The 12,406-nt window shown below is 58.3% G+C and carries 12 protein-coding genes and 3 tRNA genes; 13 read left to right on the plus strand and 2 right to left on the minus strand.

The window, feature by feature from the left end:
- Positions 1 to 11 precede the first annotated feature (11 nt).
- Both chbR and chbG read left to right on the plus strand, forming a co-directional pair.
- Entirely contained in the window at positions 12 to 860 is an 849-nt protein-coding gene (chbR, locus tag HMPREF3138_RS08940) for a transcriptional regulator ChbR (RefSeq protein ID WP_038871840.1), read from the plus strand.
- A gap of 148 nt (positions 861 to 1,008) precedes the next feature.
- A complete protein-coding gene (chbG, locus tag HMPREF3138_RS08945; protein WP_038871837.1) occupies positions 1,009 to 1,770 on the plus strand; it encodes a chitin disaccharide deacetylase in 762 nt (253 codons plus the stop codon).
- Between the two features lie 9 nt (positions 1,771 to 1,779).
- On the opposite strand, the gene HMPREF3138_RS08950 is transcribed toward chbG, so the two are convergent.
- Complete coding sequence (locus tag HMPREF3138_RS08950) at positions 1,780 to 3,159, minus strand: MFS transporter (RefSeq protein ID WP_038871834.1); 1,380 nt, start codon at positions 3,157 to 3,159, stop codon at positions 1,780 to 1,782.
- Positions 3,160 to 3,402: 243 nt separating this feature from the next.
- On the opposite strand from HMPREF3138_RS08950, the gene pncC reads away from it, so the two are divergent.
- From pncC to recX, 3 genes are all read left to right on the plus strand, one after another.
- Complete coding sequence (gene pncC, locus HMPREF3138_RS08955) at positions 3,403 to 3,891, plus strand: nicotinamide-nucleotide amidase (RefSeq protein ID WP_038871831.1); 489 nt, start codon at positions 3,403 to 3,405, stop codon at positions 3,889 to 3,891.
- Between the two features lie 111 nt (positions 3,892 to 4,002).
- Entirely contained in the window at positions 4,003 to 5,067 is a 1,065-nt protein-coding gene (gene recA, locus HMPREF3138_RS08960; protein ID WP_004932541.1) for a recombinase RecA, read from the plus strand.
- Positions 5,068 to 5,127: 60 nt separating this feature from the next.
- On the plus strand, positions 5,128 to 5,640 hold the full coding sequence (gene recX / locus HMPREF3138_RS08965; protein ID WP_038871827.1) for a recombination regulator RecX: 513 nt from the start codon (positions 5,128 to 5,130) through the stop codon (positions 5,638 to 5,640).
- 40 nt (positions 5,641 to 5,680) lie between these two features.
- On the opposite strand, the gene HMPREF3138_RS26660 is transcribed toward recX, so the two are convergent.
- Positions 5,681 to 5,824 carry a hypothetical protein gene (locus tag HMPREF3138_RS26660; RefSeq protein ID WP_162091232.1) on the minus strand — a complete coding sequence of 48 codons (144 nt, stop codon included), beginning with the start codon at positions 5,822 to 5,824 and terminating at the stop codon, positions 5,681 to 5,683.
- Here HMPREF3138_RS26660 and alaS point away from each other — a divergent pair.
- From alaS to gshA, 8 genes are all read left to right on the plus strand, one after another.
- The gene (alaS, locus tag HMPREF3138_RS08970; RefSeq protein WP_038871824.1) at positions 5,774 to 8,401 is read left to right on the plus strand and encodes an alanine--tRNA ligase; all 2,628 of its coding nucleotides are present in this window, start codon (positions 5,774 to 5,776) and stop codon (positions 8,399 to 8,401) included. The two genes, HMPREF3138_RS26660 and alaS, sit on opposite strands and share 51 nt — an antisense overlap.
- Before the next feature lie 252 nt (positions 8,402 to 8,653).
- The gene (csrA, locus tag HMPREF3138_RS08975; RefSeq protein ID WP_004091602.1) at positions 8,654 to 8,839 is read left to right on the plus strand and encodes a carbon storage regulator CsrA; all 186 of its coding nucleotides are present in this window, start codon (positions 8,654 to 8,656) and stop codon (positions 8,837 to 8,839) included.
- 310 nt (positions 8,840 to 9,149) lie between these two features.
- Positions 9,150 to 9,242, plus strand: a tRNA-Ser gene (locus tag HMPREF3138_RS08980).
- Between the two features lie 3 nt (positions 9,243 to 9,245).
- Positions 9,246 to 9,322, plus strand: a tRNA-Arg gene (locus HMPREF3138_RS08985).
- A 58-nt stretch (positions 9,323 to 9,380) separates the two neighbouring features.
- A tRNA-Arg gene (locus HMPREF3138_RS08990) sits at positions 9,381 to 9,457 on the plus strand.
- A 175-nt stretch (positions 9,458 to 9,632) separates the two neighbouring features.
- A complete protein-coding gene (yqaB, locus tag HMPREF3138_RS08995) occupies positions 9,633 to 10,199 on the plus strand; it encodes a fructose-1-phosphate/6-phosphogluconate phosphatase (protein ID WP_038871820.1) in 567 nt (188 codons plus the stop codon).
- Entirely contained in the window at positions 10,196 to 10,624 is a 429-nt protein-coding gene (locus tag HMPREF3138_RS09000; protein ID WP_004932520.1) for a YqaA family protein, read from the plus strand. The genes yqaB and HMPREF3138_RS09000 overlap by 4 nt, the downstream gene beginning before the upstream one ends.
- Positions 10,625 to 10,706: 82 nt before the next feature.
- Positions 10,707 to 12,269, plus strand: a complete 1,563-nt coding sequence (gene gshA / locus HMPREF3138_RS09005; RefSeq protein ID WP_038871817.1) for a glutamate--cysteine ligase — start codon at positions 10,707 to 10,709, stop codon at positions 12,267 to 12,269.
- Positions 12,270 to 12,406 lie beyond the last annotated feature (137 nt).

A 12,406-nucleotide genomic window follows, 5' to 3' on the forward strand; every position in this document is an offset into this window, starting at 1 on the left:
AGGCCGGCGCCGTGTCCGACAACCGAATTTCGCTGAGTGCGAACGACGTGAAGCTGATTCGCGAGCAGGATTTTTTTAACTGCAAAGATTTTCACCTGTTTATCTACAACAAGGTGGAAAGCGCCACCGGGCTGCATCAGCACGACTATTATGAGTTCACCATCGTGCTGAGCGGCAAGTGCTACCAGGAGATCAACGGCAAGCGGGTGTTGCTGGAACGTGGGGATTTCGTCTTTATCCCTATCGGCTCCCACCACCAGAGTTTTTACGAGTTCGGCGCGACGAAAATCTTCAATGTGGCGGTCAGCAAAGCGTTCTTCGAAGAGCACTATTTGCAGCAGCTGCCGCGCTGCTTCGTCGCCTCGCAGGCCTACAGCCTGAGGAGCGAGTTTTTGGCCTATATCGAATCGGTGGTGAATTCGCCGCAGTTTCGCGAGGATGATTTCGCCGAATTTCTCGAAACGCTGACTTTCTATGTGATCAGCCGCATTCGTCACTATAAGGAAGAAAACGACGGCGGCGATGATATCCCGCAGTGGCTGAAGAACACCCTGGCCGGCATGCATGACAAGGCGATGTTCGGCGAAAGGGCGTTGGCGAACATGGTGGCGCTGTCGGGGAAGACTCAGGAGTATCTGACTCGGGCGATGCGGCGTTACTACCATAAGACGCCGATGCAGGTGATCAATGAGATCCGTATCAATTTCGCCAAGACGCAGCTGGAGGTCACCAACTCTTCGGTTTCCGATATCGCCTTTGATTCCGGCTATGGCGATGTCAGCTTGTTCATTAAGAACTTCAAGCGGCTCACCGACGTGACCCCAGGCAACTACCGAAAAAAGTGCTACGGCCCTCTTTAGGGCCGCTCCCGATCAGTATCAACGCCGATATGCCGATGAGCTTCAGGCCGCCGGCCGGTTAATCATTCGATTTTTACCTTAGCGAAGGGGAATGCCGCGTCGGTCGGTCGGACTTCCCTTGCCAAAAATCCATCTCGCGGGAGCCACTATGGAAAAACTACTGATCGTGAATGCCGATGACTTCGGCCTGAGCAAGGGGCAAAACTACGGCGTCATCGAGGCGTATCAGCATGGCGTGGTTTCTTCTACCACGGCAATGGTGAACGGCGGCGGCGCCCAGCACGCGGCGGCGCTCAGCCGGCAATATCCGGGGCTGCCGATCGGGCTGCATTTCGTTTTGACCCATGGCAGGCCGCTGGGCGCCATGCCTTCGCTGGTCAACGAGCATGGCGAACTGGGTAAATGGCTGTGGTGCCGCGCCGAGGCCGGCGAGCTGCAGCTGGACGAAATTCACGAGGAACTGCAGCGCCAGTTCGCGCGGTTTGTGACGCTGTTCGGCAGGCCGCCGACGCACATCGACAGCCACCACCATGTGCATATGCAGCCGCAGATTTACCCGCTGGTGGAGGCGTTTGCCCAGGCACAGGGTCTGCCGCTGCGCCTCGATCGCGAAGAGGCGAAACGGCGCGATATTACCTTGCAGACGCCCTGCAGTACCGACGTGTTTGACGCGGGATTCTACGGTGAAATGATTTCCGAAGCCTTGTTCCTGCAGCGGTTGACGCGTGCCGACGAGCAGGGCGCCGAGTCATTGGAAATGATGTGCCACCCGGCATTCCTCGACGCGACGATCCTGCAGAGCAAATACTGTCATCCGCGCCTCGTCGAGCTGGATGTGTTGACCGCATCGACGCTGAAAGCGGCGATCGCCGAACGCGGTTTTATGCTGGGCTCCTTCCAGGATCTGTAGCGCCGCCGTTTACAGCATGGCGTGCGCCTTTTTCAGGCCGGTATCCTCTTGCGGATCGGCCCCCTGAGGCAGGGGCTCTGCCTCCTGTTCCTCGGGCTGCGGCTCGTCGACATCGGGCGCCGCTTCCGGCGGCGGCATGGTGTCGTGAATGATCTGCTCATCGAAGGTCGGATTGAGCGCCGGCGACAGCGGCGAACTGGTGAGGCTGTCCGGCAGCGGAATATGCGGCACCGGTGCGTCCTGCGCCAACTGCGGTTCCTCCGCTTTCGCCGTGCGGCTGAGGGCCGCCAGCAGCACGCCGCACAGGGCGAAGAAGGCGTACAGGATATTACCGCCAAGCGGCTCGATCAGCGCGCCGACCGCCAAGGGCCCGATGCTGGCGCCGACGCCGAACGCCATCAGCAGGCAGGCGGCCAGCGATACGCGGCGCTCCGGCTCAATCAGATCGTTGGCCAGCGCCACTACCAACGGGTAGAGCGTAAACTGCAGCATGCTGACGACGAATCCCACCGCCAGCAGCAGCGGGAAATCGATGTGCGGCAGCAGCGCCAGCGGCAGCGCCGCCACGATCAGGAAAATAGCGTTGAGTCGCATCAGCAACGGGCGGCTATAGCGATCCGACAGCCAGCTGAGTGGGAACTGCGCCACCAGTCCGGCGAAGATGGCCAGCGCCATGAACAGGCCGGTTTGCTGAGTGGTTAAGGACTGCAGGCTGGCGTAGACCGGCGCCAGGCCGTAAAACGAGCCCACCACCATGCCGATCACCAACGTGGTGGCCAGCACTTTGGGAATGGCGCCGACAAAGTAGCGCAGCTCCATCGGCGCCGGCGACATGTGGCGCGCATTGGTGCGGGTGGTGAGGGCGATGGGCACCAGACAGAGCGCGAAGCACAGCGCGATCACCAGCAGCGTGGTGATGCCCAGGTTGCTTTGCAGCATCAGCACGATCTGGCCCAGCGACATGCCGAGATAGGTCGCCGCCATATAGAAGCCGAACACCATGCCGCGCTGGTTGGATTCCGCCTGGTCGTTCAGCCAGCTTTCCAGCACCATGTACTGACACATCATGCACAGCCCGATCACCAGGCGCAGGGCGACCCAGGCGGGAATGAACTCCGTCAGGCCGTGCCCCAGCACCGCAGCGGTAATGATGCCGGCGCAGGCCACGTAGGCGCGGATATGCCCGACGCGGGCGATCAGAAAGTGGCCGACCTTGCCACCGATCACCAACCCGATGTAGTTGGCGGCGATGATGGCGCCGATCAGCGCGCTGCTGACGTGGATGGAGGCCAGCCGCAGTGAGACGTAGGTGGTGAGCAGTCCCGAGCCCAACAGCAGCAGCAGGGTGGTGGTGTACAACGGCAAGAATACGCCCAACGTTTTTTTCACGCTATCATCCTAATCTCTTCTGGTGCGCCCTGAGGCCGCCGCCGCAGCGTGCCGCCTCCGTGATGTTCCTTGTGCTGGTGCGCCGCCGCTCGCTGGGGCGCTTCTTTTGATACTAGCAGCTTGGCCGGGCGCTTAAAACCGCATCTCCTGCGAGGCGCTGCGCATTTCCACGCGTCGGCCGTCGCATCGCCTTGATAAATGCTACTATCGGGCGCATATACCTGAATTCGCGAGGGAGAGGTTATGAGTGAAAACCAACTGCGCCGGCTCAGCGTGCTGGTGGGGGAAAAACTGAAGGCTCAGGGCCGCTGGATCACCTGCGCGGAATCCTGCACCGGCGGCGGTATCGCCAAGGCCATTACCGATATCGCCGGCAGCTCCGCCTATTTCGATCGCGGTTTCGTCACCTACAGCAATGCGGCGAAGCATGACCTGTTAGGGGTGAGCGAAGCCACGTTGGCGGCGCACGGCGCGGTCAGCGAAGAGGTGGTGCGCGAGATGGCGATAGGGGCGCTGCGGGCGGCGCAGGCCGATCTGGCGCTATCGGTGAGCGGCATCGCCGGCCCGGATGGCGGCAGCGCGGAAAAGCCGGTCGGTACCGTGTGGTTCAGCTTCGCCGGCAGCGATGGCCGGGGGCTGTCGCGCATGATGCAATTCGAGGGCGACCGCGACGCGGTGCGGCTGCAGGCGACGATTTTCGCGCTGCAAACCGCCATCGACGAATTTTTGTAAATTAGGCTTGATACTGTATGACCATACAGTATAATTAGTGACATTTCCTGCACAACATACATTCAGTGGCAGTGTGGGGTAACACCGGCATTGCGAAACGAAGGAGCAAAAATGGCTATTGATGAGAACAAGCAAAAGGCGTTAGCTGCGGCACTGGGCCAGATTGAGAAACAGTTCGGCAAAGGCTCCATCATGCGCCTAGGTGAAGACCGCTCCATGGACGTGGAAACGATCTCCACCGGCTCACTGTCACTCGATATCGCTTTGGGCGCCGGCGGCCTGCCGATGGGCCGCATCGTTGAAATCTACGGCCCGGAATCCTCTGGTAAAACCACCCTGACGCTGCAGGTGATCGCCGCTGCGCAGCGCGAAGGCAAAACCTGTGCGTTCATCGATGCCGAGCACGCGCTGGATCCTATCTATGCGAAAAAGCTGGGCGTCGATATCGACAACCTGCTGTGCTCCCAGCCGGACACCGGCGAGCAGGCGCTGGAAATCTGTGATGCGCTGACCCGCTCCGGCGCGGTTGACGTCATCATCGTCGACTCCGTGGCGGCGCTGACGCCGAAGGCGGAAATCGAAGGTGAAATCGGCGATTCGCACATGGGCCTGGCGGCACGCATGATGAGCCAGGCGATGCGTAAGCTGGCCGGCAACCTGAAAAACGCCAATACCCTGCTGATCTTCATCAACCAGATCCGTATGAAAATTGGTGTGATGTTCGGCAACCCGGAAACCACGACCGGCGGTAACGCCCTGAAGTTCTACGCTTCGGTGCGTCTGGATATCCGCCGCATCGGCGCCATCAAAGAGGGCGACGAAGTGGTGGGCAGCGAAACCCGCGTGAAAGTGGTGAAGAACAAAATCGCTGCGCCGTTCAAGCAGGCTGAGTTCCAAATCATGTACGGCGAAGGCATCAACAGCCGTGGCGAGCTGGTCGATCTGGGCGTGAAGCACAAGATGATCGAAAAAGCCGGCGCCTGGTACAGCTATAACGGCGAGAAGATCGGTCAGGGCAAGGCGAATGCCTGTAACTTCCTGAAAGAAAACCCGGCTATCGCCGCTGAGCTGGATAAGAAGCTGCGTGACCTGCTGCTGCACAGCGGCGGTGAGCTGGTGGCCGCTTCCGGTGACGACTTCGAAGACGACGAAGCGGAAACCAGCGAGCAGTTCTAATCGCTGAAGGTATGCGCCGCCGTTCGTGTGGCGCATATCCCATAAATTCAGGCTTGAATGATGAATGACTTGCTAAGCCGCGCCATGCGCCTGCTGTCGCAACGCGATCATAGTGAAGCTGAACTGCGCCGCAAACTTGCGGCGCAGCCGTTTGTGGCGAAAGCCCGTTTTGGCGGCAAGGGGCCACATGCGCCGGCATCACCGCCGGTGGCTGAAGAGCCGGTGGATCCTGCGCTGATCGAGCAGGTTATTACCTACTGTTACCAGCATAATTGGCTAGACGATAAGCGTTTCGCTCACAGCTACATCGGCAGCCGCAGCCGCAAAGGTTACGGTGCGCAGCGCATCCGCAGTGAACTGATGCAAAAGGGCGTCGACAAAACGCTGGTGCAGGACGCGCTGGCGGAATGCGACATCGACTGGTGCGAACAGGCGAAACAGGTGGCGCAGCGAAAATTTGGCGATGCGTTGCCAACCGACTGGAAAGAGAAAGCCAAAGTGCAGCGCTATCTGCTCTATCGCGGCTTCTTCCAGGAAGAAATTCAGTCAATTTACCGTGATTTTGCGCAATGAGCGCACACGGGGTTTTACTTCCCTCTGAAGAAAATTTATCTTATCCCCACTTTTTGTTCGTGAGCTGGTTGTCATCGTCGGGATGACGCGTCACCGGCTCACGTGTCGTTATTCTAGCCTTTCCAGGAAAATTATGAGCAAGAGCACCGCTGAGATCCGTCAAGCGTTTCTCGATTTCTTTCATAGTAAGGGTCACCAGGTTGTAGCGAGTAGCTCCCTGGTGCCTAACAATGATCCGACATTGCTGTTTACCAATGCCGGCATGAACCAATTTAAGGATGTTTTCCTGGGGCTGGACAAACGCGCCTATTCCCGTGCCACCACCTCGCAGCGCTGCGTGCGCGCAGGCGGCAAGCACAATGATCTGGAAAACGTCGGCTATACCGCCCGTCACCACACCTTCTTTGAAATGCTGGGTAACTTCAGCTTCGGCGATTACTTCAAGCATGACGCGATCAGCTACGCGTGGGAACTGCTGACCGGTGAAAACTGGTTCAACCTGCCGAAAGAGCGACTGTGGGTCACCGTGTATGAAACCGATGACGAAGCGTTCGACATCTGGCAGAAGCAAATCGGCGTACCGGCCGAGCGCATTATCCGCATCGGCGACAACAAGGGCGCGCCTTTCGCTTCCGACAACTTCTGGCAGATGGGCGACACCGGCCCATGCGGCCCGTGCACCGAGATTTTCTACGATCACGGCGATCACATCTGGGGCGGCCCTCCTGGCAGCCCGGAAGAAGACGGCGACCGCTACATCGAGATCTGGAACATCGTTTTCATGCAGTTCAACCGCCAGTCCGACGGCACCATGCTGCCGCTGCCGAAACCTTCGGTGGATACCGGTATGGGCCTGGAGCGCATCGCGGCGGTGTTGCAGCATGTGAACTCCAACTATGAAATCGATCTGTTCCGTACCCTGATCGCCGCCGTGGCAAAAGTGACCGGTGCAACCGATCTGGACAACAAATCCCTGCGCGTTATCGCCGACCACATCCGTTCTTGCGCCTTCCTGGTGTCGGACGGCGTGATCCCGTCTAACGAAAACCGCGGCTACGTGCTGCGCCGCATCATTCGTCGCGCGATCCGCCATGGCAACATGCTGGGCGCGAAAGACACCTTCTTCTACAAGCTGGTGGCGCCACTGATCGAAGTGATGGGCCCGGCGGCCGACGAACTGAAACGCCAGCAATCGTTGGTGGAGCAGGTGCTGAAAACCGAAGAGGAGCAGTTTGCCCGCACGCTGGAGCGTGGTCTGGCGCTGTTGGACGAAGTGCTGGCCAAGCTGCAGGGCGATACCCTGGACGGCGAAACCGCTTTCCGTCTGTACGATACCTACGGCTTCCCGGTCGATCTGACTGCTGACGTCTGCCGCGAGCGCGGTCTGAAAGTCGATGAAGCGGGCTTTGAAGAAGCGATGGAAGCGCAGCGCCGCCGTGCGCGCGAATCCAGCGGTTTCGGCGCCGACTACAACAGCCTGATCCGCGTGGACGGCAGCAGCCAGTTCAGCGGTTACGATCACGACGAGCAGCAGGCAACTGTCATCGCGCTGTTCCGCGACGGCCAGCCGGTCGATCGGATCAACGCCGGCGAAGAGGCGGTGGTGGTGCTGGATGAGACGCCGTTCTATGGTGAATCCGGCGGCCAGGTCGGTGATAAAGGCGTGCTGAAAGCCACCGGCGTAGAGTTTGTGGTCAACGACACCCAGAAATACGGCCAGGCTATCGGCCACCAGGGCAAACTGGCGCAGGGCTCGCTGAAGCTGAACGATCGCGTGGATGCGCAGATCGACGCTGAGCGCCGCAACAGCATCCGTCTGAACCACTCCGCGACTCACTTGCTGCACGCCGCGCTGCGCCAAACGTTGGGTGACCACGTCGCGCAGAAAGGCTCGCTGGTTAACGACAAATATCTGCGTTTCGACTTCTCGCACTTCGAAGCGATGAAGCCGGAGCAAATCCGCGCGGTGGAAGATCTGGTGAACCAGCAGGTGCGTCGTAACCTGCCGGTACAGACCGAGCTGATGGCGTTGGAAGATGCCAAAGAGAAGGGCGCGATGGCGCTGTTCGGCGAGAAGTACGATGACAACGTGCGCGTACTGACCATGGGCGATTTCTCCACCGAGCTGTGTGGCGGTACTCATGCCAGCCGCACCGGCGATATTGGCCTGTTCCGCATTCTGAGCGAGTCGGGCACCGCGGCGGGCATCCGTCGTATTGAAGCGGTGACCGGCGCCGGCGCTATCGCCACGCTGCACCAGCAAAGCGATTTGTTGCAAGACGTTGCGCAGCTGGTTAAGGGCGACAGCAATACCCTGACCGATAAAGTGCGCTCGGTGCTCGATCGCACCCGCGCGCTGGAAAAAGAACTGCAGCAGCTGAAAGATCAGCAGGCGGCGCAGGAAAGCGCGTCGCTGTCCAGCCAGGCAAAAATGGTTAACGGCGTGAAGCTGTTGGTCAGCCAGTTGGACAATGTCGAAGCCAAAATGCTGCGCACCATGGTGGATGACCTGAAAAATCAATTGGGTTCGGCCATCATCGTGTTGGCAACGACGGCTGATGACAAAGTCAGCCTGGTTGCAGGCGTGACCAAGGATCTGACTGACCGCGTGAAAGCCGGCGAGTTGATCGGCAACGTGGCGCAGCAGGTAGGCGGCAAGGGCGGTGGTCGCCCTGATATGGCGATGGCGGGGGGGACGGATATCAACGCCCTGCCAGCGGCGTTAAACAGCGTAGAAGCCTGGGTGGCCTCGAAGCTGTGAACATAAATAAATAGCACGCGCAAACGCCATAATACTTTGTTGATTATGGCGTTTTCATACTGTGCTAACACAATTTAGTTACAATTGCGGGAACAAAGTTTTTCAGGTCGGCTAAACTTACCATTATCTGAGGTGGGACCAAGTCTGCTTACACTTATTGTGGGCTGCGCGGCTTACGTTTTCACCACATATGATGGATAATGACGGGGAAACTGAGAGACCCGACTCTTTTAATCTTTCAAGGAGCAAAGAATGTTAATTCTGACTCGTCGAGTTGGTGAAACCCTCATGATTGGCGATGAGGTTACGGTCACTGTGCTAGGGGTAAAAGGCAACCAGGTGCGTATTGGTGTGAACGCCCCCAAAGAGGTTTCGGTTCACCGTGAAGAAATCTATCAGCGCATTCAGGCAGAGAAGTCTCAGCAGACGACTTACTGATTCCGAAGCAGCGTCTCGTTGCCAGACGAGACGCTACTGCATCGTTTTATCCACTTCTTTCGTTCTCCCCTCTCTTTTTCGTGATTATTTTCCCGGTTAGTTTTCTGCTTTGTTGCTACAGACGCTGCGGTTGCCTGTTGATAAAACGCCCTTTTTGCCGTGAAATCGCCCATGTTGGGTGCGAATTGTGCAAACGCACATGAGTTGGGAAAAATTGTTTGACTTAAAAGTCGGAGAAAGTAATATGTGCGCCACGCAGTGCCGATGAGCTTCTCTAAAGCAAGTTAGGCACAATTCGAAAGAAGCGTTTGGTGAGGTGGCCGAGAGGCTGAAGGCGCTCCCCTGCTAAGGGAGTATGCGGTCAAAAGCTGCATCCGGGGTTCGAATCCCCGCCTCACCGCCATTTGCATCCGTAGCTCAGCTGGATAGAGTACTCGGCTACGAACCGAGCGGTCGGAGGTTCGAATCCTCCCGGATGCACCATATTAGCCGTATGGTAGAGTTGGGAACAAAGTACCATAGGGTATCAAAGAATTACTGTGCATCCGTAGCTCAGCTGGATAGAGTACTCGGCTACGAACCGAGCGGTCGGAGGTTCGAATCCTCCCGGATGCACCATCTAAGAGAAACCCGCTTCGGCGGGTTTTTCGCTTTTCAGCATTTAGCCATTCTCTCCCCCCTGTCCTCCTTTGCGGCCGATCGGGCACAGCACATTCCGTTATGACGCAGTCAGCGACAACCCAACGGCTTTACGCTAAAGTAGTTTTCTTTCCTCAACGATCATGGAGTAACGATGTACGACCGCTATCAGGGTCTTATTTTCGACATGGACGGCACGATTCTGGACTCCGAGCCAACGCATCGCAAAGCGTGGCGTGAAGTGCTGTCCCGTTATGGCATGACGTTTGATGAAGCGGCCATGGTGGCGCTGAGCGGTTCACCGACCTGGCGCATCGCTCAGGCGATTATCGCCAGCCATCAGGCCGATCTCGATCCCCATCACCTGGCCGCGGAGAAAACCCGCGCGGTGGAAGCGATGCTGTTGGACAGCGTGCGTCCATTGCCGCTGATCGAGGTGGTGAAGTCCTATCATGGCCGCCGTCCGATGGCGGTCGGTACCGGCAGCGAGCACCGCATGGCGGAAATGCTGCTGCGTCATCTTGGCCTGTTCAACTGCTTCGACGCGATCGTCGGTGCGGACGACGTGCAGCGCCACAAACCGGAGCCGGACACCTTCTTGCGCTGTGCCGAACTGATCGGCGTGCCGCCGGAAAAATGCGTGGTGTTTGAAGACGCCGATTTCGGCATTCAGGCGGCGAAAAGTGCCGGTATGGCTGTGGTAGACGTCCGTACGCTGTGAGTAGTACGCTAGCCGTAATATCGTTATTTGGCAGTAGCTTCCTCAGTGCGACGCTGCTGCCGGGAAATTCAGAAATCGTTCTGGTCGCCTTGCTGACCCAGAGTCGCGTCTCGCCGGAGTTGCTGGTGCTGGCCGCGACCCTGGGCAATACGCTGGGTGGCTTGACCAATGTCATTATCGGGCGCCTGTTACCGGCGTTGAAACCACAGCGGGGGCTGGCAACGGCGCTCGGGTGGCTGCAACGCTTCGGCCCGGCTGCGCTGCTGCTCAGCTGGGTGCCGGTGGTGGGCGATTTGTTATGCGTGTTGGCAGGTTGGCTGCGCATGCCCTGGGGCTCTGTCGCGCTGTTTCTGTGTATCGGAAAGGCGCTGCGTTACATCGTTTTGGCTATGATAACGGTACAGGGTATCGCCTGGTGGCAGTAACCAAGTGAATATAACTCAATATTCTCTCGGGTGCGGATTCAGTATGCTTACGAGTTATTGTTTTTAGAAGCGGGAGGTCAATTTGATCCCGGACGTATCACAGGCGCTTTCTTGGTTGGAAGCCCATCCCCAGGCATTAAAAGGCATTCGTCGCGGCATCGAGCGTGAAACGCTGCGGGTCACGCCGAACGGCACCTTGGCGACCACCGGGCATCCGGAAAAGCTGGGCGCGGCATTGACGCACCACTGGATCACCACGGATTTCGCCGAAGCGCTGTTAGAGTTCATTACGCCGGTTGATGACAACATCGATCACCTGCTGACGTTCCTGCGCGATATTCATCGTTACGTGGCGCGCAATATCGGCGATGAGCGCATGTGGCCGCTCAGCATGCCGTGCTTTATCGAAGCCGAGCAGGATATCGAGCTGGCGCAGTTTGGTTCGTCGAACATCGGCCGCATGAAGACGCTGTACCGCGAAGGGCTGAAGAATCGCTACGGCGCGCTGATGCAGACCATTTCCGGCGTGCACTACAACTTCTCGCTGCCGCTGGAGTTTTGGCAGGCCTGGGCCGGCGTGCAGGACGCAGAAAGCGGTAAAGAGCAGATCTCGGCGGGGTATTTCCGCCTGATCCGTAACTATTACCGTTTCGGTTGGGTGATCCCGTATCTGTTCGGCGCATCGCCGGCCATTTGTTCTTCGTTCCTCAAGGGGCGTGAGACCAATCTGCCGTTCGAGCGCACCGAGCAGGGGATGTGCTACCTGCCGTACGCCACCTCGCTGCGTCTGAGCGACCTGGGTTACACCAACAAGTCGCAGAGCAATTTGGGCATCACCTTCAACGATCTGCACAGCTATGTGGCCGGTCTGAAGCGGGCGATAGCCACGCCTTCCGAAGAGTTCGCCAAGCTGGGCGTGAAAGAGGGCGATCGCTACCTGCAGCTGAATAGCAACGTGCTGCAAATCGAGAACGAGCTGTATGCGCCGATCCGGCCGAAGCGCGTGACCCAAAGCGGCGAGACGCCGTCTGACGCGCTGCTGCGCGGCGGCATCGAATACATCGAAGTGCGTTCGCTGGATATCAACCCGTTCTCGCCAATCGGCGTGGACGCGGTGCAGGCGCGTTTCCTGGATCTGTTCCTGGTGTGGTGCGCGCTGGCCGATGCGCCGGAGATGAGCAGCGATGAACTGCTGTGCACGCGCAAGAACTGGAACCAGGTGATTCTGGAAGGGCGCAAGCCGGGCCAGACCATCGGCATCGGCTGTGGCGCCAGCCATGAACCGCTCGAAAAAGTGGGTAAGGCGCTGTTCGCCGATCTGCGTCGGGTGGCGGAAGTGTTGGACAGCGAAGCCGGCAACCGTCAATACCAGCAGGTGTGCGACGAGCTGGTTGCCGCGTTCGACGATCCTGAGTTGACCTTCTCTGCGCGCATTCTGAAGGCGATGAAGGCGGAAGGCACTGGGCGCGTCGGGTTGCAGCTGGCGGAGCAGTATCGTCAGATGTTGCTGGAAGAGCCGTTGGAAATCCTGAACGAAGCCGAGCTGGATAAAGAGCGGGAAGCCTCGTGGCAGCGCCAACGCGACATAGAAGCCAATGATACGCTAAGCTTTGAAGCGTTCCTGAAGCAAAATGGCGGAAGCTGAAAAAGAAAAAGGCCACATCAATGTGGCCAAATATGCATCTCTGATGACAGGGATGATGATAACAAATGCGCGTCTTTCACATACTCAGACTCGCAGGGTTGGAAAAGGTTTCCCGGTTAGGAAAAAAAGTTTCGAAA

The organism is Serratia sp. HMSC15F11, assembly GCF_001808215.1.
Classification (GTDB): domain Bacteria; phylum Pseudomonadota; class Gammaproteobacteria; order Enterobacterales; family Enterobacteriaceae; genus Serratia; species Serratia nevei.

Coding starts and splice junctions, on each gene's coding strand:
- recX (WP_038871827.1), top strand. CDS start 5,128: ATGAATGACTTGCTAAGCCGCGCCATGCGCCTGCTGTCGCAACGCGAT.
- yqaB (WP_038871820.1), top strand. CDS start 9,633: ATGTACGACCGCTATCAGGGTCTTATTTTCGACATGGACGGCACGATT.
- chbG (WP_038871837.1), top strand. CDS start 1,009: ATGGAAAAACTACTGATCGTGAATGCCGATGACTTCGGCCTGAGCAAG.
- alaS (WP_038871824.1), top strand. CDS start 5,774: ATGAGCAAGAGCACCGCTGAGATCCGTCAAGCGTTTCTCGATTTCTTT.
- HMPREF3138_RS26660 (WP_162091232.1), bottom strand. CDS start 5,824: ATGAAAGAAATCGAGAAACGCTTGACGGATCTCAGCGGTGCTCTTGCT.
- recA (WP_004932541.1), top strand. CDS start 4,003: ATGGCTATTGATGAGAACAAGCAAAAGGCGTTAGCTGCGGCACTGGGC.
- pncC (WP_038871831.1), top strand. CDS start 3,403: ATGAGTGAAAACCAACTGCGCCGGCTCAGCGTGCTGGTGGGGGAAAAA.
- csrA (WP_004091602.1), top strand. CDS start 8,654: ATGTTAATTCTGACTCGTCGAGTTGGTGAAACCCTCATGATTGGCGAT.